Origin of the sequence: Paenibacillus radicis (ex Xue et al. 2023) (assembly GCF_024722015.1) — a bacterium.
GTDB lineage: Bacteria > Bacillota > Bacilli > Paenibacillales > NBRC-103111 > Paenibacillus_S.
This window is the reverse complement of the sequence record NZ_JANQBD010000012.1, coordinates 17,493-39,901: the sequence shown is the minus strand read 5'-3', so window position 1 is coordinate 39,901 and position 22,409 is coordinate 17,493. Positions and strand designations below refer to the sequence as shown.

General features: G+C 44.0%; 19 protein-coding genes and 1 pseudogene. 9 read left to right on the top strand and 11 right to left on the bottom strand.

The genetic code is table 11. The features are described 5' to 3' along the window. Positions 1 to 8: 8 nt before the first annotated feature. Both NV381_RS17065 and NV381_RS17060 read right to left on the bottom strand, forming a co-directional pair. Positions 9 to 548: a chromate transporter gene (locus NV381_RS17065; protein ID WP_258214651.1), complete on the bottom strand. Its 540-nt coding sequence runs from the start codon at positions 546 to 548 to the stop codon at positions 9 to 11. After that, the gene (locus NV381_RS17060) at positions 548 to 1,120 is read right to left on the bottom strand and encodes a chromate transporter (protein WP_258214497.1); all 573 of its coding nucleotides are present in this window, start codon (positions 1,118 to 1,120) and stop codon (positions 548 to 550) included. The genes NV381_RS17065 and NV381_RS17060 overlap by 1 nt, the downstream gene beginning before the upstream one ends. Before the next feature lie 194 nt (positions 1,121 to 1,314). Here NV381_RS17060 and NV381_RS17055 point away from each other — a divergent pair. Continuing rightward, positions 1,315 to 1,676, top strand: a pseudogene (locus NV381_RS17055) (aromatic acid exporter family protein); the annotation flags it as partial. Positions 1,677 to 1,733: 57 nt separating this feature from the next. Next, complete coding sequence (locus tag NV381_RS17050) at positions 1,734 to 2,243, top strand: hypothetical protein (protein WP_258214650.1); 510 nt, start codon at positions 1,734 to 1,736, stop codon at positions 2,241 to 2,243. 97 nt (positions 2,244 to 2,340) lie between these two features. Here NV381_RS17050 and NV381_RS17045 read toward each other — a convergent pair whose 3' ends face one another. Further along, the gene (locus NV381_RS17045; protein ID WP_258214496.1) at positions 2,341 to 2,802 is read right to left on the bottom strand and encodes a DinB family protein; all 462 of its coding nucleotides are present in this window, start codon (positions 2,800 to 2,802) and stop codon (positions 2,341 to 2,343) included. A gap of 503 nt (positions 2,803 to 3,305) precedes the next feature. On the opposite strand from NV381_RS17045, the gene NV381_RS17040 reads away from it, so the two are divergent. Next, positions 3,306 to 3,491 carry a hypothetical protein gene (locus tag NV381_RS17040; protein ID WP_258214495.1) on the top strand — a complete coding sequence of 62 codons (186 nt, stop codon included), beginning with the start codon at positions 3,306 to 3,308 and terminating at the stop codon, positions 3,489 to 3,491. Positions 3,492 to 3,558: 67 nt separating this feature from the next. Next, complete coding sequence (locus tag NV381_RS17035; protein WP_258214494.1) at positions 3,559 to 5,916, top strand: exosporium glycoprotein BclB-related protein; 2,358 nt, start codon at positions 3,559 to 3,561, stop codon at positions 5,914 to 5,916. A gap of 154 nt (positions 5,917 to 6,070) precedes the next feature. Here the strand turns inward: NV381_RS17035 and NV381_RS17030 are convergent, their stop codons facing one another. Beyond that, positions 6,071 to 6,934, bottom strand: coding sequence for a glycosyltransferase family 2 protein (locus NV381_RS17030; RefSeq protein ID WP_258214493.1), 864 nt, complete (start codon positions 6,932 to 6,934; stop codon positions 6,071 to 6,073). Between the two features lie 559 nt (positions 6,935 to 7,493). Between NV381_RS17030 and NV381_RS17025 the strand changes: the two genes are divergently transcribed. Beyond that, entirely contained in the window at positions 7,494 to 9,023 is a 1,530-nt protein-coding gene (locus tag NV381_RS17025) for a glycosyltransferase (protein ID WP_258214492.1), read from the top strand. 88 nt (positions 9,024 to 9,111) lie between these two features. Here NV381_RS17025 and NV381_RS17020 read toward each other — a convergent pair whose 3' ends face one another. Continuing rightward, a complete protein-coding gene (locus NV381_RS17020; RefSeq protein WP_258214491.1) occupies positions 9,112 to 10,014 on the bottom strand; it encodes a right-handed parallel beta-helix repeat-containing protein in 903 nt (300 codons plus the stop codon). A gap of 327 nt (positions 10,015 to 10,341) precedes the next feature. On the opposite strand from NV381_RS17020, the gene NV381_RS17015 reads away from it, so the two are divergent. Then, positions 10,342 to 11,706 carry an MATE family efflux transporter gene (locus NV381_RS17015; RefSeq protein WP_258214490.1) on the top strand — a complete coding sequence of 455 codons (1,365 nt, stop codon included), beginning with the start codon at positions 10,342 to 10,344 and terminating at the stop codon, positions 11,704 to 11,706. Between the two features lie 165 nt (positions 11,707 to 11,871). On the opposite strand, the gene NV381_RS17010 is transcribed toward NV381_RS17015, so the two are convergent. From NV381_RS17010 to NV381_RS17000, 3 genes are read right to left on the bottom strand one after another with little or no spacing between them, the layout of a single operon-like run. Further along, entirely contained in the window at positions 11,872 to 12,822 is a 951-nt protein-coding gene (locus tag NV381_RS17010; protein WP_258214489.1) for an NAD-dependent epimerase/dehydratase family protein, read from the bottom strand. Then, positions 12,819 to 14,117, bottom strand: coding sequence for a UDP-glucose dehydrogenase family protein (locus NV381_RS17005; protein WP_258214488.1), 1,299 nt, complete (start codon positions 14,115 to 14,117; stop codon positions 12,819 to 12,821). The genes NV381_RS17010 and NV381_RS17005 overlap by 4 nt, the downstream gene beginning before the upstream one ends. Beyond that, positions 14,114 to 15,097 (bottom strand): sugar phosphate nucleotidyltransferase, encoded by a 984-nt coding sequence (locus tag NV381_RS17000; RefSeq protein WP_258214487.1) that lies wholly within the window; start codon positions 15,095 to 15,097, stop codon positions 14,114 to 14,116. Before NV381_RS17000 ends, NV381_RS17005 begins: the two co-directional genes overlap by 4 nt. 242 nt (positions 15,098 to 15,339) lie before the next feature. Here NV381_RS17000 and NV381_RS16995 point away from each other — a divergent pair, with 242 nt between their 5' ends. After that, positions 15,340 to 15,861 carry a hypothetical protein gene (locus NV381_RS16995; protein WP_258214486.1) on the top strand — a complete coding sequence of 174 codons (522 nt, stop codon included), beginning with the start codon at positions 15,340 to 15,342 and terminating at the stop codon, positions 15,859 to 15,861. A gap of 187 nt (positions 15,862 to 16,048) precedes the next feature. Here the strand turns inward: NV381_RS16995 and NV381_RS16990 are convergent, their stop codons facing one another. The 3 genes from NV381_RS16990 to NV381_RS16980 are packed head-to-tail and all read right to left on the bottom strand — an operon-like array spanning position 16,049 to position 20,564. Further along, entirely contained in the window at positions 16,049 to 17,191 is a 1,143-nt protein-coding gene (locus tag NV381_RS16990; RefSeq protein ID WP_258214485.1) for a glycosyltransferase family 4 protein, read from the bottom strand. A 19-nt stretch (positions 17,192 to 17,210) separates the two neighbouring features. After that, entirely contained in the window at positions 17,211 to 19,232 is a 2,022-nt protein-coding gene (locus NV381_RS16985) for a CotS family spore coat protein (RefSeq protein ID WP_258214484.1), read from the bottom strand. A gap of 33 nt (positions 19,233 to 19,265) precedes the next feature. Next, positions 19,266 to 20,564: a glycosyltransferase gene (locus tag NV381_RS16980; RefSeq protein ID WP_258214483.1), complete on the bottom strand. Its 1,299-nt coding sequence runs from the start codon at positions 20,562 to 20,564 to the stop codon at positions 19,266 to 19,268. Between the two features lie 196 nt (positions 20,565 to 20,760). On the opposite strand from NV381_RS16980, the gene NV381_RS16975 reads away from it, so the two are divergent. Next, positions 20,761 to 21,333: a serine/threonine protein kinase gene (locus NV381_RS16975; RefSeq protein WP_258214482.1), complete on the top strand. Its 573-nt coding sequence runs from the start codon at positions 20,761 to 20,763 to the stop codon at positions 21,331 to 21,333. Then, positions 21,305 to 22,399, top strand: coding sequence for a phosphotransferase (locus tag NV381_RS16970; protein ID WP_258214481.1), 1,095 nt, complete (start codon positions 21,305 to 21,307; stop codon positions 22,397 to 22,399). The genes NV381_RS16975 and NV381_RS16970 overlap by 29 nt, the downstream gene beginning before the upstream one ends. Positions 22,400 to 22,409: the final 10 nt, after the last annotated feature.

The window sequence follows — 22,409 nt, the reverse complement described above, 5'->3', positions numbered from 1 at the left end:
ACCTCCCATTAAATGATATGCGATATAACCAATCCACCATAAAGAAAAGCGACAACAATAATGAGGGCAGGGTGGATTTTTCCTTTGGTCATAGCCCAGAAGGCCAGCGCCGCTATGGCAAGTGAATGCCAGAAGCCGATGCCCTGAATGGAAACCTCAGACATTTGCCAAGTTAAAATGATCATCATCACCGCTATGACAGGCTGTACTAACAGCGTCATGCCTTTAACTATAAGAGATTGCCGATAGCGGTTCAGAATGTTAAGCAGAACAATTAATGCTACTGCCGAAGGAACAACCGTAGCGATAGTTGCGATAAGAAAGCCGACCCATCCGAGCTGCTGGTAGCCTACAAAAGCTGCAAGCTTCGTCGCAATCGGCCCGGGAAGCGCATTAGCTACCGCTAATAAATCTGCAAATTGTTCATTGGAGATCCAACCGTAATGATTTACAATTTCCTCCTGCATTAACGGGATTGATGCAGGGCCACCTCCATATCCCAGCACATTAGCTACAAAAAATCCCCAAAACAGGGTTAGCCATTCCATCATCGCGAGCCCCCCTTGTCCGGTGCAGCCTTACGCTGAAACCACTTTAAATGGAAGGCTCCGTAAGCTAAAAATACGGCTATCACGAGTCCAGGATGGATATCAAGCACTGAAAGCAACAGTACGGCAATTAGAGCGAATGCTATTGCAAAGCCTTTGCCAAGCCCCTTCCAGGCTTTGGACATAAATTCATAAGCCATCATTCCAAGCATAACAACAATAACCGGTCTGACAGCATAGATCATACCCGCTACATATTTGGAGCTGCTAAAAGTGTAAAGAACGCCAAGCAAAGCTACAATAGCTAGGCTGGTTGGTAAAATGTGAGCGCAAACGGACCAAATTGCACCAAGCCAGCCGTGCTGCTTGTACCCAAGGTATGCAGCCATTTTGGTTGCGATGGGTCCAGGGAGGGCATTGGCAATGGCCAATATTTCTCCGAACTCATCGTCTTCAATCCATTTGTACCGAGTCACAGCTTCATAACGGATTAAGGGAATCACAGAGGGACCTCCGCCAAATCCAAGTATACCAGTTCTTATCATGCCCATTGTAATATCCTTGTAACTCATTCTACTCCTCCATTCTATAGAACATTGTATCCTTGAATTTAAAACTTGTCATTCAATTTGAACAGAATTGTACCTGTTAAACGGATGGATTGCGGGCAATTGTTATATATATGTGAACTATGTTTACATATAAGTGAGGGATAATGTAAAATGAAGCCACAACATAAGTATTCCAACGTCAGAGGGTGGCATCCATGAAGATCGGCTTTCGAACTATTAAAACAGCTATTGGAGTCAGTATTGCCATTTTGCTCGCACAATTTATACAGCTGGAATATTTTACATCGGCGGGCATTCTTACTCTGCTATGTATCCAGAAATCACGCAAGCAATCACTTCAAGCGGCAATTAGCCGATTTTGCGCTTGTATGCTGGGAATGTTTTTCTCGAGCCTGGTATTTCTCTAATCGGCTATTGGCCTTATACCTTTTTAATTCTCCTTCTTCTATTTATCCCCCTATGTGTGCGATTGCGGATTCAAGAGGGGATTGCAAGCAGCTCCGTTATCGTGATGCATGTATATATGAATAAGCAGGTAAATATTTCTTTTTTTCTGAATGAGTTTCTAATTGTATTAATTGGCTTAGGAGTAGCACTACTTATTAATGCTTACATGCCTAGTACTGATAAAAAGTTAAATGAGAGCAAGGAAGAAGTGGACGGACTAATCGGTGCTATTTTGAATGAGATTGCCGCTTATTTAAAGGATGGATACACATTGTGGGATGGAAAGGAGCTGTTACAGCTCGCTGCAGCCTTGAACCATGCGAAATCGTTGGCATTATTGGATTGGGAAAACAGCCTGCATCAGAAGGACGGATCCTATTACGATTACTTTGAGAAGAAGCGTCAGCAGTACGAGGTGTTGGAGCGGATGCTGCCCTATGTATCCCGTATTACCGTTCAGTTGGAGCAGGGGGTTCGGATTGGAGATTTTGTATTGGAATTAAGCGCACACTTGCGGACTGTGAACCAAATACAGTATTTTCATGAAAGCCTGCAAAGTATTAGAGAATATCATAAACAGCTGCCTATGCCCGAGAACAGAAACGAATTTGAGAACAGGGCCAGCTTGTTTGCTGTAGCTAATGAACTGGAGATATTTATAAATCTTATTAAATGAAAAGTCGCCCAATTAAAACGCCAGCATTCGTAGGCTTACGAATTGCTGGCGTTTGTTCGTGTTTTTTAACTAACAGTTCTGCCGCTTGATTACGAAACTAAGAGGGCTGTATCGATTTGCGCAGACTCATCATATAACCTGTATGAACACCTTCATGGTAAAGACTGAATCCTATCATTCCTCCTACGGTATCAATACCTTTAAAAGGTTGAGGAAGCTTTTCGTCCAAACGCAACGAGAGTTTGTCCTTAATTCTCTCCACTTGCTCTGTAAGCTGCTGCTTGATTAATTCAAGAGTAGGGGGTTCTGTCTGCCAATCTGCAGGCTTCGTTCCATTGTTAAAGAGGCCGGGGTATTCATCCGGTAAGCTAAACGGTTCACCGCAAAGTTTAAACACCAAATTTTCCTGAACCGTTAAAATATGCCCCAAATTCCAACGCAGTGTGTTTCTATATCCCGGAGGCATTACGTCGGCAGTTTCTTCTGAGGTCAAATCTAGCTGCTGAAGCGTACGTTCTCTTACAAGATCCAATTGTAAAAATAGAGTTTCTTTCGTCATAGTTAAATACCCCTATCTTAGCTTTTTAGTATATTGTATACCGATTATGCTGAGGCTTCAACTAAATATTGCTTTTCGTTTTTGCTATTTTCGGGCTGCTGCTCTCTCTCATTCGTCCAAGCATCCAATTATTGTAATCATATACTGCAAAGTGAGGCTGTTTCTTTCAACTTCATTCCTAGATAGGGAGGTGCTTGCTGCATGAGGAAGGGCGTAACTCTATGAAGTTGGGGAATCGAGCTATATAACGGAAGAGAATTTTCTATGCAAACAATGGCGATAGATTCTTTCTTTTGCTTGATGCATTTCGTTGTAGTCATGTAAATATACTGAAATAAATACCATTTTTTTACTATTATGAGCATTTGTCTTCTCTCATTCGCCCAAGCATGCCTCTTAAATATTCATATAATACGTAGTGAAACCAAGATGTTTCAATTTTAACATGGAAGGGGTGAAATATTTTGGAGACTATAAAAGATCTATTAGAAGCTCTGTTAGACATGGATCCTGTTAAAATTGAAGTTAAACTCAGAAACGGAGACGAAATCACGTATAAAGGCGATCATGATGAAAAAGCGCTTATTAAGTGGTTGAAGAAATTAGGCTTTGATCACATAGCCGAGATAAAATTCAAGTATGCAGACGGTGTAGAAGTCAAAATTAAGCTGCCGCATGGTGATTGTTAGAAAACTGGAGCGGATGAAGATGACGAGAACTAAGTTTTTCAATTATGTATAGGAGGTGGCAAGTTTCTTGAGTATATATCAGAAGGTTATAGCAGTCATAGAGTCTCTAGATATGGAGGATATGAAAGAAATTGAAGTGAAATATTTTAATGGTGAAGAGTTTGAGTTGAAATTCAAAAAAAGTTGGGGCGAGGTTGAGAGAGAGGCAGCACTTGCAAGCTTCTTTTCTACGATCGATTGGACTCAAGTAAGAAAAGTTGAAATAGAAATGTATAACGGAACAGAGATCGAAATTAAAACGGATGGCGCAGACCAGGGCGCACAAGGCCCGCAAGGTCCGCAGGGTTCACAAGGTCCGCAAGGAACCCAAGGCCCGCAAGGAGCGAATGGAGCACAAGGAACTCAAGGACCAATAGGTCCGCAAGGAACTCAAGGCCCGCAAGGAGCGAATGGAGCACAAGGAGTAACAGGAGCACAAGGAACACAAGGACCGCAAGGAGTAACAGGAGCTCAAGGAGCTACAGGAACACAAGGAACTCAAGGACCGCAAGGAGTAACAGGAGCACAAGGAACTCAAGGACCAATAGGTCCGCAAGGTGGCCCACAAGGAACACAAGGACCACAAGGCCCGCAAGGAGCTAATGGAGCACAAGGAGCAGCAGGTACGCAAGGAACTCAAGGCCCACAAGGAGTAACAGGAACACAAGGAACACCAGGTCCTCAGGGAACTCAAGGTCCACAAGGAGCAACAGGAGCACAAGGTGCAGGTGTGCAAGGAGCTACTGGTCCACAAGGAACTCAAGGTCCGCAAGGAGCAACAGGAGCGCAAGGAGCAGGAGCACAAGGGGCTGCTGGTCCACAAGGAACTCAAGGCCCACAAGGATTTACAGGAGCCCAAGGATCAGTAGGTCCGCAAGGTGAAACAGGAATACAAGGAGCAGCAGGTCCTCAGGGAACGCAAGGTCCACAAGGAGCAACAGGAGCCCAAGGAGCTGGAGCGCAAGGAGCAGCAGGTCCGCAAGGAACGCAAGGCCCGCAAGGAGCAACCGGAGCGCAAGGAGCAGTAGGCCCGCAAGGTGATACAGGAACACAAGGAGCTGCTGGTCCACAAGGAACTCAAGGACCACAAGGAGCAACAGGAGCACAAGGAGCAGGAGCGCAAGGAGCTGCTGGTCCACAAGGAACCCAAGGCCCCCAAGGAGATACAGGAGCACAAGGAGCAACGGGAGCGCAAGGAGCAGGAGCGCAAGGAGCTGCTGGTCCACAAGGAACCCAAGGCCCCCAAGGAGATACAGGAGCACAAGGAGCAACGGGAGCGCAAGGAGCAGCAGGTTCACAAGGAACTCAAGGCCCACAAGGAGTTACAGGTGCACAAGGAGCAGTAGGCCCGCAAGGTGATACGGGTGCACAAGGAGCAGCAGGTCCTCAGGGAACTCAAGGCCCGCAAGGAGCAACAGGTGCACAAGGAGCAGGAGTACAAGGAGCTACTGGTCCACAAGGAACGCAAGGCCCGCAAGGAGCAACAGGAGCGCAAGGAGCAGGAGCGCAAGGAGCTGCTGGTCCACAAGGAACCCAAGGCCCCCAAGGAGATACAGGAGCACAAGGAGCAACCGGAGCGCAAGGAGCAACGGGAGTGCAAGGAGCAGCAGGCCCACAAGGAGCAACTGGTCCACAAGGAACTCAGGGTCCGCAAGGACTTACAGGAGCGCAAGGAGTTCAAGGCCCACAAGGAGATACAGGAGCCCAAGGAGCAACAGGAGCACAAGGAGTAACCGGGGCGCAAGGAGCAGCAGGCCCACAAGGAGCAACCGGAGCACAAGGGGCAACCGGGACGCAAGGGGCTACAGGAACACAAGGTAGTCAAGGCCCGCAAGGCACAACTGGAGCACAAGGCGTTGCAGGATCTGGTGCAATAATCCCATTCGCGTCAGGGCTTCCTACGGCACTCACCACTGTTTTGGGGGGATTAGTTGGTACTACGAGTCTCGTCGGCTTTGGAAACTCAGTTACCGGTGTATCCATTCTTGGAGGGGGAACAATTGATCTGACAGGAGCCGGCGGCACACTTCTCGACTTCTCATATTCCATGCCACGCAGTGGGATAATTACTTCGATTGCTGCATATTTTAGTGTTACTGCAGCGTTGTCTCTTACTGGTTCAACATTAACAATTACTGCACAATTATATCATTCTACAACGCCTGACAACACTTTTAGTCCAATCCCAGGGGCTGTTGTTACATTAGCTCCTCCGCTTACAGGCTTAATTGCAATAGGGGCAATCAGCAGCGGCATAACAACTGGTTTGAATATAGCTGTGAATCCTCAAGATCGGCACTTAATGGTATTTTCAGCTACAGCTTCAGGATTATCGCTAGTTAATACGATTGCAGGCTATGCAAGTGCAGGTGTAGCAATAAATTAAACGTTAATGGTTATCTCTGTCAATTCCAGCATTCACATTGTTAGAGGTTGTACCTGTTCGGCATAACAAAAAAATGGGGCTCTCCCTCAGGTCTATGGCCTGATGGGTTTGCCCCATTTTTTATTCACCTATAAAACACATGAGCATTGTGAATTTAATCCAAGGAAGCTAATATAGTTTCAATCCGCTTGATATCTTCTGCAAATTGCTCATAACCACTTACACGTTCAAGATAAGAGTGCAGAGCCATTTTGAATAAATCGTTCGTGTCAAGAAATCCGCCATCACGAGAAGCGATTATAATATCTAACCATTCGCTATACGCTTTTAGACCTAACGTATTGTTATTTTGATTTGGATGTCTTCGAAAATAACTAAGCGCTTCTGGAATATATACAGCTTTTCCTTTGGATAGCAGCAGCAGCCAGGCAGCCATATCATTGATAAGAGAATACTGTTTCCCTTTGTATACTCCATATAGCTCGGTAAGATCTTTTTTTCTAAATAAGACGGTTGTCGGTTCGCCGATGACATTGAGACAACGGGTTAAGGCAACGTCTCCCAGCAGCTTTCCGTCCATAATTCTTGTTTCATCATAGAGCTTGGCAGTGGCATAAATCGGAGGGAGCAACTGTCCGGATTCATCGATGGTTTGCCGATAAGAAGTGACAAGTGTAATATTTTCGAATTCATTAAAAAAATAGATCATTTTGGCGATTTTTTCTTTATGAAAAACGTCATCATCCATCAAGTAATTAATATACTCTCCAGCCGCCAGATCAAAACACTTATGCCAATTTTCAAGAAATAAATTCCGTTCGTTTTTATGATATTGGATCTGAGGAAATGATTGTAAATAAGGGATTATCATCTCGTGCACACGATCGTCCGTGCTATCATCGCAAATAATGATTTCGATTTGGGGGTAGGTTTGCTCTAACACGCTGTCGATAGCTATTTGAAGAGTATTCGGGCGGTTATACGCAGGTATGACTACACTAACTAATGGGAGTTCCACATTAATTGCTCCTTTCTATAATTGATTCGACTCGAAGCCATTGCCTGCTCCCAAAAAACTGCATTTATACAGCCTTTGGCCGGTATATCCGAAGTCTTATTGAATTCATGCAAATGTGCAGTTATTTTTTCATTCTTAGCTGAACTGGAGCGTTTTCCATGAAAATTGCTGTACTTTTGCAGGTTTGTTCTCTCTACAGCAATTCCAGTAGGAAAATAACTGCGTTTTTGCAGGATTTTGTGAGGACTAATGGTAGGGGGAGGGTCAAGTACTGGTTTTGAGGTTGAGCCTCTATAATATCAGCATTGATCCTAGGTTTTATATGGGCGAATCGTTTCTGATGCATGGATAGCTTCTCACTTTACCTAAAATATATATGGATACCGTTTAGGCAATAGACTCCGGCTAATAAAAAATATGTGGATATTCCTTGTAAATGAACACTCGTGACTTAGAGCTTGTAGGGAGTAATGTTTTCCACTATATTCCACATATATATATACCGATGTTCAAAATGTAATGAGGATGAAGTAATGGATAATAGTAAAGGGGGTTGGCCATGGCATCGAATCATACTCCGCTTTTGACAGCTCATCTATTCGTTTCAGAGGAAATTTCACGGGATGGATTAGAAGAAAGGGTTACGTTACTGACTGAAAGCGGCATTACTGTGAGGCTGTATGGACCTAATGAGGCTCTGATGCATATAAATCCTAAAGATCCGCGAGTCTATGTTTCATTAGGAACGGATTGGAAACAATTCACAACACTGAATGCCTTACCTATTCACGAGAGACAAAGGTGGTTGCATTACGGTTCCCCAGAAGAAATTAAACCGTCCGGCTTATACTACTGTTGGCTCAAACGGACTGATCCTCTCCCCGAAAATAAACCAATCCTTCCGAACCGTTTTTCATCCGATTTTCCCTTAGTATCCGTGTTCACAGCGAGCTACAAATCCAAAGATAAAATTCAGCGCCCGTATCGTTCATTATTGAATCAGACCTACTCGAATTGGGAATGGGTTATTGTAGATGATTCTGGAGATGAGGATGAAACATACAACCAGGATCTGCTTCCTTTAGAAGATCCGCGTGTAAGAAGGTATCGTCAGGATTCCCGTAATGGCTACATCGGGGCAACCAAACGGTATGCAGCCGGCTTGTGTACAGGAGAAATTGTAGTAGAAGTGGATCATGATGATGAGCTAACTCCTGACTGCCTTCAGAAGATCGTGGATGCTTTTCAGCAACATCCTGAATGCGGGTTTGCTTATGGGGATTTTACAGAGGTGTATGTAGGGAGCAACGCTGCTCACTGGTATGGTTGGGATTGCGGATTTGGATACGGTGTGTATTACCGGGTGTGGGTTCATGAAATGAGCCGATGGCAAAATGTGTTGAAGAATACGGCTATTAACAGCAGTACCATTCGACATTTGGTCGGTTTACCGAATCATCCCCGTGCGTGGACGAGGGATTGTTACCATTTGATTGGAGGCCACCGCGAAGAGCTCTTGGTTGCAGACGATTATGATATGCTCGTTCGGACGTTTCTTTGCACAAAGTATGTAGAGATTCCGGATTTGCTTTATATCCAATATCGGAATGAAAATGGAGATAACTCTACGTTTCAAAGGAATGGACAGATTCAGATTCTCGTAAAAGAACTAAACCAGTTTTATGGTCAGAGAATTTCCGCAAGAGTGAAGGAGCTCGGTTTGCTCGAAGATTTACCATACAATCGGGTATGGGAGACAGCGGTAGATAACCCTGCTAGGAAAACCGCGCATATTATTGATGAAAAGGTATCTAAGGTTTCGATTCTGTTTCCTATTCCCTATTCGAGTCCGACGGTTGAGCACTCGCAATTATTTAAGACGCTTCAAAGGGGTGCAGAAACCAATTTCAATGAGGTAGAAGTAGTAGTAGTTGGCCGCATTCCTGCGGAGGTTGAGATCTTCGCATCGCAGGCGCCTCTAGGGGCCATCAGATGGTGGCCGATGGAGCTGAATGATTCATTAGAAGCTTGTATTCAATATGCCAAGTTTTGCTCCTCATGTAAGGAAAAAGTAGTAGTGCTGCCCTGAATATCTAAAAATGATAACAATAACGTGGAAAAAAAGGCGACTATGCCCCGAAATTGAATTGGGACATAGTCACTTTTGATTCCAAAGCTTATAGAGGTCGCTGCAGTTTGTCCAGGTAAAGTCTAAAGATCATTAGGCTCATTTCTTGTGAAGGAGATTGTTGATCCGGTACTAGGTCAAGACTTTGCTGAATCTTTGCCAACTGGTCGTTGACATAGTTAATAAATTGTACATACTTATTAGTTGAGCTCATCGGGGCTGTTGTTTCTTCATGGCTAGTTACAGGGTTATCCGAATCACTTAATATAACGATGTCTTTTAATTTGTTGTAAGTGGCTTCATTGTTATCGGCAATGGGGGAGTTGACGATTGCCGTAGGGTGAATGACAATGCCCCATCGGTTGTTTTTCAGTTCATTTTCGTACAGAAGCGTGTTTGGCCCTAATATGTAGAACCCTGAGCCGTTGATATGACTAAATGTTACATTATTCATCATTGCATTATGTGAGCCATTGTAGATAGTCACACCATCGAAGCCATTCGCACTTATTCCATTATCGACGATCCAATTATTACTTCCGTAAACGGATATACCCCCAAAGGTATTGGTTGTTATCTTATTTTTCCATATGAAATTGTTAGTTGAGTTAAGTCCAATCCCATGCAGTCCGTTCATTTCACATGAATTTTCCAAGAGGCGATGGCAGCCGCCAGCATGCACAAAAATCCCGGTTTGAATGTAGTTTTTAATTTTAAATCCACATATCTCCACGTCCGAGGTATTATCCAGAATAAAGCCATTAGAGAGCAAGCTGTTGCCTTCCAGAACAGCTTCGTACTTGTCATCTGCAACGATTCGAATAGAACTGCTTGTAACATGTACGACTTCTTTATATATCCCTCTATGAACCAGTACAACATCACCTGGCTGCGCAGCGTTTACGCCCGACTGGATCGTCGACTGATCTAGGGGAACACGTATGACAGCCATTAGAATCACCCCAAAGCCTCATCATAGTATTTATTGTTAGGTTCTATATTAATTCCTCCAGCTTCAGGCAGCTCGCTGGATTCTGCATTTTTTGATGTACTCTTACCACTAGTTTATTCCGTGAACAGCAATATGGTTACTAAACGGAGGTCAGTTTCTGGATTTAGGCATAGTTACTTTAAGGTTAGTGCGGATTGACCGGATGCATTTTTCGGAATACAATAGGGGTGATTAGTACCATGAAAATGGAAATGAATGCGCATTCATTGGGGGAGCTGTATGTTAGAACGATGTGGGTTGTATGTTCCAAGTAGGCGAGGCCTCTAAATGACACAGATAAAGAAGCTCGGATTATTTGCCATAACTTGGCCATTATTTATCGAATCCTCTTTGCAAATGTCGATGAGAACAGCGGATACGTTCATGGTCAGCCATGTATCGGATGCAGCGGTAGCCGCTGTAGGTGTTTCCAACCAATTGATTATGTTCACATTTTTGCTGCTGCAAGTAATATCTGCGGGTTCTGCAATCGTTATTTCACAGTATTTGGGCGCGAATAAGCCGGATGATGTTCGAAGGTTTGCGGCTGGTGCGATAACGCTTAACTTTCTTTTCGGGCTCATGATTAGCGCTATTATGGTAGTGTTCAGCAGGCCATTGCTTGGAATGTTCGGGTTGGAGCTTGATTTGCTTGCCCAGGCCCAAATGTATTTGTCTATAGTAGGTGGAGTCTTATTTATTCAAGCCGTAAATTTGACGATTTCAGCGATTACTCAGGTTCATGGTTACACCAGGTACACCATGCTGGTAAGCATTGGAATGAATCTTCTTAACCTGGCGGGTAATTATTTATTCATTTTCGGACCATGGGGATTTCCTAAGCTGGGGGTTCCAGGTGTTGCGATTTCTGCTGCGATTAGCCAATGTCTGGGGCTTATTGTATATGTGTTCATATTACATAAGGTGGTCAAATTGAATTTGGGCTTGAAGGACCTGGTGAAATGTAAAGTCGAACATATGAAAAAGATACTGGGAATCGGCGTTCCTACAGCTGGCAACCAATTATCTTACGCTGCCAGCCAAATTGTGACGACTTATTATATTACATCGCTTGGAGCGGAGATGCTCTCAACCCGTATTTACACCCAGAATATTATGTATTTCATTATGGTGCTTTCCATCTCCTTGGGCAGGGGGACACAAATCATTATCGGGCGTCTTGTCGGTGCAGGGGAGAAAGAGGCGGCATATCGGCAATTGTTCAGAAGCTTGGGGCTGAGCTTGCTGCTTTCGATGGGATGTGTCACGCTGATTGTCTTTTTTAGAGAGAAGCTGCTCAGCCTGTTTACAAGCGATCCTAAGATTATTGCATTAGGAGCGGCTCTGCTTACAATGGGGTTTATGTTGGAGCCTGGCAGATGCTTGAATATTGTTATTGGAGAAGCCCTTCGGGCGTCAGGAGATGCGCGTTTTATCGTCTTTACGGGTATTTTTGTCATATGGGGAATGTGTATTCCGTTAACCTATCTCATGGGGATCCATTTCGCGTATGGACTTGTCGGGATATGGGCAGTGTTCATTCTTGATGAATGGGCACGGGGATTAATTCTGTTATATCGATGGAAAAGTCGAGCATGGGAAAAGAAAGTATTGGTTCAACCGGATAAAAAGGGTGCTCATGCACCGATTTAGGAGAGTACAAGGGAGAAAGGCTGCAGCGGCAGTGCTTCTCACGAACATGAATGTAGAGGGTGTCCAGCAGGTTGTATTTGACCTTGCTGAGACACCCTCTCTGTATAGATTTGCGAATCAAATCTATCAGAGCATAATCATTTCGTAATTAAAAGGTTAGATCACCTATAGAGAAGGATTATTGCATATATCCATGATTTCAGCCTTAAGTCCTTGACGTAAATCTATTTTGGGCTCGTAGCCCAGCAGCGACTGTGCCTTACTGATATCTGCCCACGTATGACGGGGCTCACCATAGGCTTTGCCCATATATTGACGATCCGCTTTTGTACCGAATATCTCCTCGATGATGGATATGCACTCTAAGACTGAAGCACGTTCTTTGCCGCCAATATTAATCGTTTCACCAATTATCCCTTCGGCTGTGGCAGCTGCAGCAACGGCTGTAACGCAGTCCTCTACGTAAGTAAAGTCACGAGTTTGATTGCCGTCCCCGTAAATGGTAATGGGTTTATTTTGCAGAATGTGATTAATAAATCGATGAAAGGCCATATCTGGACGCTGTCTTGGTCCGTATACGGTAAAAAATCTTAAGATGACAACGGGAATGTTATCGTTATGAGCATAGACCTTGCATAGCTGTTCACCTGTTAATTTGCTGACCCCATAGGGGGAAAGAGGTTCTGTAGAAGCTGATTCGCTTACTTGACCTGTTTTTTCACCATAAACCGATGAAGTCGATGCGTAGATGAATTTTTTGACAGGGAATTGGCGGCAGCCTTCAAGCAAATGCTGAGTAGCTTCGATATTATTCCTAATGTAAGTTTTAAAATCTTTTCCCCAGCTCGACCGCACCCCAGGTATCCCTGCCAAATGATAGACGACATCGATATTTGGAAGTAGATTCTCCCAGTTGATTTTCAACAGATCTTGTTTAATAAAAGTAAACCTGGGATGTTGGAGGATACGAGATAGATTGTATTTTCTTGCCTTCACAGGTGTAGAGGATTTGATGTAAGCATCCAATCCTATGACGTTATTATTTTCATCCTGAAGCAGTCGTTCACAAAGATGCGAACCGATAAACCCTGATGCGCCTGTTACTAGTATATTCAATGAAGATGCCTCCCGATACCATAGTAGTGATAGCCAAGAATCGTCATCTGGTTGCCATCCAGAACGTTCCTTCCGTCAAAAACGAAATGCTGGTTCATTAAAGCTTTGAGTCGGGTCCAGTCTGCCTTCTTGTAATGCTCCCATTCCGAGCATAGTATAATGGCGTCACACTGCTCTAGTGCTTCTTCCAAAAGATCTACCTGCAGCAATTGTTCAGACAGCAGGTCGGGGGGCAGCTTGGCAGCAGGATCGTGGACTCTGATCGCAGCGCCGCTTTCGAGCAAGTGCTCAATGATAGATATGGAGGGAGCTTCCCTTAAATCATCCGTATCCGGCTTGAACGAAATGCCAAGAATGGCAATCTTTTTATCCCGAAAGGTGCCTAATTTCTGCTCCCAAATCTTCAAATAATGTGAATATTGGGTCTGATTGACGTGGATAACCTTTTCAAGAATACTCAGCTCGGCCCCATACTGTTTAGCCATATAGAGCATCGCATTAATGTCTTTTGGAAAACAAGACCCCCCGTACCCAATGCCGGCTCTTAAGAAATGGGGGCCTATCCGATGGTCCATTCCCATCCCTTCAGCAACATCTGAAATATTCACTTCGATGTTTTCGCATAACCTTGATAATTCATTGACATACGAAATTTTTGTTGCAAGAAATGCATTTGATGCATATTTGATCATCTCCGCGGTTTTCGGCTTTGTAACGAAAAAGGGAGATTGTATTTTCTCATATAAGGTTTTCATTACATCAATCGCATGATCACTTTCGCAGCCAATGATAATTCTGTCAGGATGAAGCGCGTCATGCAAGGCAGAGCCTTCCCGAAGAAATTCCGGATTGGAAACGACATCGAACGGAACGGGGACTGTTTGAGCGTTTGTGATCCACTGCGATAATTTATGATTAGTTCCTATGGGAACTGTGCTTTTGATAGCAATTACCTTATATTCTTGCATATACCGGCCAATGCTTTCTGAAGCTTGGCGAATAAACTGAAGATCCGCATTTCCGTCTCTATCCGAAGGAGTGCCGACACAAAGAAAGATTATGTTGCTGTCGCGTACAGCCATCTCAGGTTCGGAGGTGAAGCGGATTCTGCCTGATTGGAGATGCTCCCGCAATAACGTATTTAACCCCGGCTCATAGAAGGTAAGCTCGCCTTGAGATAACGATTGTGTCTTTTTTTGATCTGGATCAAGTCCGGTTACATTCCACCCAAGCTCCGCAAATACCAGCCCCGTAGTTACGCCGACATATCCTGTACCCATGATTAGAATGTTCATCTGTGAGACCCCCCAGTGTTTTGAACGAAAATGGACTGTGGGCTTATAATCGCATTTGATATAGTTTCCAAACTATGTGTGAGTTGGGATCCATCGAGTAAAATACTATTTTCAATCGTACAGTTCTCCAGTCTTGTATGGGGGCCGATGGTCACATAGGGGCCTATGACACAATCTATTAATTCACTATCAGTGTCAATTAATACTGGAGAGATGAAGGTGCAGCCCTTATGCCGATTCTCGATGTTAAGCTGCCCAGCATCGTTCAGGAGCTGCAGCATCCAACGATTGGCTTCAAGCCAACGTTCCATAGTACCGACATCCGAGTAGTTTTTTTCCGTAACTTGATAGACAACAGCATATCCTTTATGAATCATCCATTGAATGGCGTCGGTAATTTCATATTCACCTCTGGCTGAAGGAGAAATCGAGTGAATAGCTTCGAATATAGATGGGTTAAAGGCATAAGCGCCAAGAATAGCAAGATTAGATTTGGGTACGGCAGGTTTTTCTTCCAACCCTATAATCTGATTTTCGTGGACCTCTGCAATACCAAAATCACGGGGATTCGATACTTTTCCCAGTAGAATAGCTGCATCATGGTTATCCATAAGAATAGAGTGGCATAGCCCCTCCAGAGATTGTGTTATTAAGTTATCTCCCAGCAGCAGGACGAATGAATGATTATTCAGATAGGTTTCAGCATGTCTTACCGCATCGGCAATACCTAAGGATACGTTTTGATAGATATAGGTGATTTGTGCCCCCCAACGCTCTCCTAAACCAACTTCTTCCATAAATACAGCCGAATGATCCGGACGTATTACAATGCCAATCTCGTAAATCTCCAATTCAACAAGCATTTCGATACAGTAGTAAATAATGGGTTTATTCGCTACGGGAAGCAGCACTTTAGGTTTGTGATTGGAAAAGGGTTGGAGCCTTGTGCCCTTGCCAGCACAGAGAATTAATCCCTTCATAAGTTTTTACCTCCTTGTCTATATGAAGACATTATTAATTTATGATGAAATTTTTTAAGTGTAAGGGCGATTATCTGCTAATAGGGAAAATAATCCGCTATATATATGCTTTTTTTCATGAAAATTCATATATCCGCTTATCTACTCTATCAACGGCCTATAGCATGATGTTGGGGAAATTCATAGTATGGATGGAAACCTGAAAAGGTTCTAAACTTAAACCGAAGGGATTGGTTTTTTTGTTGAATTTAGACAAGTTAAAAGAAATGCTGGAAAGTAATCATGAGATTGTAGAGGTTCAAGTTGAGTACCTTAATGGTGATAAGATGGATTATTCTTTGGACGAGGATTCCAGAGAAGAGGCAATCAAAAGCATGCTTAAAGATGTAGATTGGGATCAGGTTGAGGAAATTGAGCTGGAGCATGCCGATGGTTCCAAATCAGAATATGAATTAGATGAAGAAGAGGACGAAGACGGCGAAGAGGACGAAGACGGTGACGAGGACGAAGACGGCGAAGAGGACGAAGACGGTGACGAGGACGAAGACGGCGAAGAGGACGAAGACGGTGACGAGGACGAAGACGGCGAAGAGGATGAAGACGGTGACGAGGACGAAGACGGTGACGAGGACGAAGACGGCGAAGAGGACGAAGACGGCGACGAGGACGTAGATGGCGAAGAGGACGAAGACGGCGAAGAGGACGAAGACGAAGACGGCGAAGAGGACGAAGATGGTGGCGAGGACGAAGACGAAGACAACTAGTAAGATGTTTCTGAAGCAACAGACAAGTCCCGTCTTATCGTAAACATAATGCCTCACCTTATTCAGCTGTGTTACCTAAAATGAATAATGAATAACCCGGTACATTTACCGGGTTAAATTATTCTTGATATGATTTCAGCGTTTTTTTCTGAGGGTACAAGCATAATTCGATTTAGTGAATAGCGGGTTATCCTTCTTCCCACACGGATAGTATATCGCTGGCCACCCGATCCCAGGTAAAATGCTGCTCGGCTAAACGTCGGCCATTGATTCCCATCTGTTGTGCTTGCTTCATGTCTGACAGCAAAGTGTTCAGATTTCGTGCATATTCCGTAGGGTTTTCCGGATCGGAAATTAAGATTCCATTATTATTTCTTACAATTTCCGGATTGCCTCCTCTTGCTGTTGTGAGAAAAGGTAGCCCGGCTGCCATGGCCTCATAATGAACCCGAGCCAATGGCTCCTGCCAAATAGAGGTGCACACAAATATATCCCCTGCACAAAACCAACGGTGCACATCATGAGCTTGCACATACCCGGTAGTGATGACCGGTAAGGGGGCACGCTCAGCCAGCGCCCGAACGTATGCAACATAATCGCTTACGGTGTTATCGCTGAACCAGGCGCCGCCTACTACGACAAGTACAGCATCCTGATGCTGTAATTCGGACATCGCCCGCACCAGCACATGGGGTCCTTTATTACGTGAAAGCCTGCCGACAAACAGAATTATTTTCTTGTTCGATAGGTTATATTCGGCTCGTATGCTTTCTCTGGCTTTTAATGCGCTTGAAGACTCCACCCAAGGGGCAAAACGAGCCAAATCTACCCCAGAATAAATAGTTCTTAATTTGGGGCTGGCTTGGGGGAAGTAATCAAGTAGAGCGCTGCCTATATAATTACTTATTGTAATAATGCGTTCGGTTTGCGCCACAACCGCATTACCTTCATCTCTGCGAAGCTTGGCAGGATTAAACATATCGTTGTGCATACTTAATATAATTCTGGAGTTAGGAGCATACTTGCGGACAGGAAGGACCAGCTTAGGGCGATTAAAGATATGAATGACATGATATTGCTCCCGAGTGTTTTCAAGGAATTCGATCACGCCTCTGGAATAAACATCCAATAATCCGGCAGAATCAATACGAATATAGCGAATACCGTCGACAATTTCCTCCAACGGCAAATCGGGATCCGTTCGGCCGAGAATTGTTATTCTGTGATGCTTGCTTAAGAGAGAAGCCACTCCGCAGATATAGGTTTGGATGGCCCCGCCTCTAATATTTGGGACTGGCAGCTTTTCCGTACAAATCATCAAAATATTCACGAATTAACACCTATCTTTCCTAAGCAGTCTTTGGTCTGGGGTTATTCTGCCTTTTCAATGGATGTGAGATGTTCTTGTTGCCTTTTCCCTTTATGCGCTTTGAAATGTTCTTTTTTGATTTTAGTAACGGTTTTACTGATTTCTTCAAAAGCGGTTTCTTTAGCTTCCGCACTAGTTTGACACGGGAACCTGGTTTGGTTTTGAGAACTCTTTTGCGGAATTTTTTCTTGGTTTTGCCTGTTTTTTTACTGTTCTTGGTTTTTCGTTTGGGTATTCGAAGCGTGAAGCTGTTAGGTGCAGGAGCTGGTATGTGGATTAAGGCAGCGGGTACAGGATCTTGGTTAACAGCCGCTTGCTGTGGCATCTCAATTACTGGAACAGTTGGGATATTTACAGAAGCCTCCGAATAGACAGGCAATTGTACTACCGTTCTTCCTTCTGAAAATTGGGGTGCAATTTCTTCAAATGCCGGAACAAGATCAGGCTGCTGTATGAGAGGAGTATGAGTATCCTTATATGCAGAGACTAGATCGGGCTGGACGGTGAAAGGAGTACCCTCCTTGGCAGATACGAGATCAGGCTGCTGGGTGAAAGGTATATTCTCATTGGCAGATACGGGATCAGGCTGCTGGGTGAAAGGTATATTCTCATTGGCCGGAACAAGATCAGGCTGCTGGCTGAATGGAGTGTCCTCATTGGCTGGTACAAGATCAGGCTGCTGGCTTAATGGAGTATCCTCATTGGTCGGTACAAGATCGGGCTGCTGGTTAAAAGGAGTTTCCTCATCTGCCGATACAAGATCAGGCTGAACAGAGAACGGGTCATTCACAGCAAATGGCGTCTCCCAAAAGTCTTTTTGTGGAGGCAATAGAAGAGAGCGGTCTGGACGATCAAAGTTGTATAAGGTTTCGCTTTCCTCCATCGTGTAATCTCCAACCGGATACTTCGATTTATCGTTTTCGAGCTCGGTTAAAACCTGCCATTTACTCGTTTCTGTTGCCATAACCCTTTGCAGGATCGCTTCGAGTTCAGTTTGAAGGAATGGAGTCGGCTCAAACACAATTTCTTTAACATGCTTATAAAACTCATTAGGGAAAGCCATATCTAACCATAAAATTTCGAACGTTTCCTGATCTATTGGGTTGGCTTGATGATAGGCATCGATCATACCGCGAATCCAGGTGATGTCCCAAGTTCCCATGTCATCCATCGTACTGGTCATCAGTTTGCGTAAATCGCGAATGGGCAGGTCATAGGATACTCCATCCAAATCTATAACCCAAATACCGCCCGGACCCATTTGGCCATTGGACCAACCGTAATCCTGGTGGGCGAGTCCCCAATGAGCTTCACCCTTGGTTAGCATTTTGGAGTAGGGGGATTGCTTAAAGCGCTCCAATATTTCATGAGCCTGCCTGTCAAAATCATCAACAACAGCAAGTAAGCTTGCACTGGCCGGAGAGTCGGCATAAGCTTTGGCGATATCTCGAAACCAGCTGATTTTGGCAATGATTTTCTCATAGTATTTGGGCCAGCTGTACAGCCGGGACGATACCTCCGAACCAAATGGAGGAACGTAGCCCTTGGAGTTTTTGTGGAACTCTCCCAGTCCGTAGCAAAGTGAAGCAGCGCCTTCCAGGTCAATCTTGGATACAGGCAGCAGCGGCTCTATCCATTCGGTTACGATCCACATCTTTCCACCGGCTTCAACATAGTTATTGCCATCCTTGGTTGGAATGAACGATGGGACCCGTGCTCCTATACCAGCCATATATTCCTGAGCTCCGATACTAAAGAGGCTCCTTTGCGGACGACGGTGCAGGACCTTAATACTGCGGTTTCCTTTATTAGTACCGATTTTCCAAATAGCCCCGCCTTTGTCAGGCTTCGATGTAATGAGAATCATTTCATTGACCTGCATATCGTAAAGCTCCATCACCTGTCTGGCCAATATCTCCAATTCAGGCGGGACATATTGCTCATGAACTATTTCCGGAGATAAAATATGATCGATCCACGGAACGATTTGATAATTATCCACCACCATCACTCCATAACATGGTTTAATAAAAGATTACTTCTGCTGTGCAATGCGCTTGTGCTCATCTTCCATACCCAACTGAATAGACTGTCGATAAATATCGATAAGCTGCTCTACCATTTGTGAGATTTGAAACCTGTCATTGACGAATTTTTTGGCGGATTGCACTAAATGTGACTTGGCTTTGGGCTCCATATTAATAATTTTCCTCAAGTGGGCTGTTAACAAGGCTCTCGATAATTTTTTGTCACTATCATGATCCCCAAACCAGCAATCCCATGCTTTTTCATAATTTTCCGGCTTGACGATCCCAAGAAGCCCTCTGCTTCCAGAAGCAATTAACGGCCGCTCACATGACATAGCCTCGAGTGCGACTCTCCCTGTGCCAATTACACAATCGCTTAGTGAATAGTAGGCACCCATGTTCATTACCTCTCCGACATAATGAATGTACGTTTCGAACCCGGGCTGCTGTTTAGTTGTAGCAAGCTTAATAATATCTTCCTGCTTGTTCCCTCCCCCTGCAATAATGAGGTGCAAATTGGGGTAACCATTATTCCGCATGGCATCAATGGTATGAATGATTTCCTCGCCAATCTCCCCTTTTTCCCAAGATAATCGACCTGCGTACAAGATAATAGTCGCGAAGTGAGGAATGCCTAGTCTGTCTCTGAAATGATCCAGATAAGTCGAGCCGTACGCATGATATTCATGTGTATCGATCCCATTGGCAATTACTTTGGAGTCGATCCCCTTCGATTTCAACAGTCTTCTGATGGAAGGACTTACACAAGTAATCGTTGAGTTTTTTTGAGCGCTATCTAAAAATTCTTTATCATAGTAAGCGCCATGAACCGTAAATACATAAGGAATGTTCATTTGATCAGCGGCTGTCCGAGCCAGGCTGCCCGAAGGGATTTGATGTCCGTGCACAAGGTCGATTCGCTCAGATAGAATGACGGATTTAAGCAGCTGCAAATTTTTAATATGGTTTTCATGATCAAGCTCATAATTATCCAGGACAAAATCAATTTCGTAGAAAGGGCATCCTAATCCTAGAAAATGCTCTAGCAGCTTCCCTTTTTTACAAGCAATAACTACAATAGCTCCTTTTTTTATGAGTTCTCTTGTTATAGAAAGAGTATAGGTTTCGGTTCCACCTATGTTTAACTGATCGATCACCATTAAGATACGCATGGGTACTGAAAGCTTCGAAAGGATAGGGGGTTCCAGGGTTGCAGGGCTAGGAACGTGGATTTTATTTAGCATGACTGCGGTTTGTTTCTTCTTCTTCGGCAGTAAGGATTGTGCTCCCCGTTTTTTCTTTAGCATGGAATCACCTCCATTAAGCAGGTTTGGTTTGCATCTAGTTCTAAGCATATGTCATTAGGTGAATGGATGATATGTACAATAGTGGATTTTAGTCAAAAGCAATTTAAATCCGTCATAATCCCATATTCTTTTTCCGTTTCACGAATAATGTGTATAAATGTGGAGTTTAAATAATGTTGATTATGAGGTGAGAAGCTTGGATATTAATCAGCTGCCTCCCGGCGCGGTTCTAATAGGGCGGGGAAAACAAGGGTCGGTTTATAAGCTTTCATCTGACCGATGCATTAAATTTTATAACAATGAAAAACATGCTCAAATGGAATACAATTCATATCGCCTTGCCGAAGGATCCCCGATTATACCTAAACTTTATGAGAATGGGCCTAATTATTTGATTATTGAGTTCATTCATGGGGAGCCGTTAAAAAAATTACTATCCAAAAGAGGAACCATTACAAGAAGCGATTCTGAGCAAATTTTACACATTATTTATGAAATGCAGCGCTTGGGCTTTACAAGAATTGATGCTGCATTATTTCACATTTATATTCAGCAGGGGCAGTCCGGCAAAATTATCGATTTGGTCAATTCCTACAACAGGGAGTATGATATTCCAAAAGTTATGCTCAAAGGATTGTCGAAAATGAGTTTGCTGGCTCCATTCCTGCGGCATATCAAAGAGCTGGACCCTGATATGTACACAACATGGATAGATCATATCGTGACAAGGAGCGATCGTTATGGGAACCTCCGGGCATTTATCGAATGACGTTTTATTTGCGATCAAATATTTGTCCGAATGGTTCCCGATAGGGAAGCTTAAAGGGATAGGGCGTAAATTAGGGGGATCCTACAATATCAATATTAAGGTGGAAACGAGTCGAGGTGAATTTGTAGTTAGAATCTTGAATCGGTCCAATACGGAGGAGCACTTGCATTATACTCAAAAAGTATTTGCAACGCTGAGCGAACATGGGGTACCGGTTTTAAATCCGATTCTTACATCAAGCGGGGATCCTTTTATTAACTACAAGGATAAGCTGCTGCAGGTAACGCCCTTTGTAAGAGCAGATGCTTTTCAATGTCGGCATAATCAAGTCAGAGCAAGTGCTCGTACCCTTAGCGTTTTTCACCAATCGCTGCAAAACACGAGACCAGGGCCTGAGCCTGACTGGTCTTTCTATCGCTCACGCCATTACTTTATGAATACCATCGATCTATTGAAGAATATAGAGGGCATTCCAAAGCATGAGCTTAAAAGAGTGGAGAAGCTGGCCGAACACCTATTGGAAACCTGGGAGGAGTCCCAGGATGATTTACCAACTGGGATTATACATGGGGATTGGCATTTTTGGAATCAGCTGTATAAATCCGATGAAGTGTATTGTGTAATGGATTTTGACTTTATTCAGCAGGGAAAACGTGTTCACGACATTGCGTATGCGCTGTGGGCGATTTATATATTGCTGCCGGATTACGCCAAGACCTTTGATGAAATTTTTATTAAAGGCTACGCAAACCTGACAGAGGAGGAATTAAAAATTCTTCCCATCGCTATTGCCAAGGTGAGCTTGTTTTTCTTATGCCAAGCTGCTTATTCTTCCACGCCGGCTGAGAAGTGGCGCAAGCAATATCGCAGACAGATGCCATTAATGGAATGGCTGTTAGCGGACGGTGAGCGAAGAATGTATGAAGCGGTTCACGGTAAAAAAGAAGAACCGATTCTTGATCCGGAGCTTGACCCTGAGTCCGAGTCTGAAGAATCGGATCCGGATGCTATTATCGAGGCTGATCCTGAATCTGATCCACAGTCAGAATGGACTGAATTAGAATGAAAAGGCCGTA

What these genes read in the sequence shown, in the direction of transcription:
- NV381_RS17065 (WP_258214651.1), bottom strand. Translation starts at nt 548, where the DNA reads ATGGAATGGCTAACCCTGTTTTGGGGATTTTTTGTAGCTAATGTGCTG.
- NV381_RS17060 (WP_258214497.1), bottom strand. Translation starts at nt 1,120, where the DNA reads ATGAGTTACAAGGATATTACAATGGGCATGATAAGAACTGGTATACTT.
- NV381_RS17020 (WP_258214491.1), bottom strand. Translation starts at nt 10,014, where the DNA reads ATGGCTGTCATACGTGTTCCCCTAGATCAGTCGACGATCCAGTCGGGC.
- NV381_RS16970 (WP_258214481.1), top strand. Translation starts at nt 21,305, where the DNA reads ATGGGAACCTCCGGGCATTTATCGAATGACGTTTTATTTGCGATCAAA.
- NV381_RS17025 (WP_258214492.1), top strand. Translation starts at nt 7,494, where the DNA reads ATGGCATCGAATCATACTCCGCTTTTGACAGCTCATCTATTCGTTTCA.
- NV381_RS17005 (WP_258214488.1), bottom strand. Translation starts at nt 14,117, where the DNA reads ATGAACATTCTAATCATGGGTACAGGATATGTCGGCGTAACTACGGGG.
- NV381_RS17000 (WP_258214487.1), bottom strand. Translation starts at nt 15,097, where the DNA reads ATGAAGGGATTAATTCTCTGTGCTGGCAAGGGCACAAGGCTCCAACCC.
- NV381_RS17045 (WP_258214496.1), bottom strand. Translation starts at nt 2,802, where the DNA reads ATGACGAAAGAAACTCTATTTTTACAATTGGATCTTGTAAGAGAACGT.
- NV381_RS17040 (WP_258214495.1), top strand. Translation starts at nt 3,306, where the DNA reads ATGGATCCTGTTAAAATTGAAGTTAAACTCAGAAACGGAGACGAAATC.
- NV381_RS17015 (WP_258214490.1), top strand. Translation starts at nt 10,342, where the DNA reads ATGACACAGATAAAGAAGCTCGGATTATTTGCCATAACTTGGCCATTA.
- NV381_RS17050 (WP_258214650.1), top strand. Translation starts at nt 1,734, where the DNA reads ATGCCTAGTACTGATAAAAAGTTAAATGAGAGCAAGGAAGAAGTGGAC.
- NV381_RS16980 (WP_258214483.1), bottom strand. Translation starts at nt 20,564, where the DNA reads ATGCTAAAGAAAAAACGGGGAGCACAATCCTTACTGCCGAAGAAGAAG.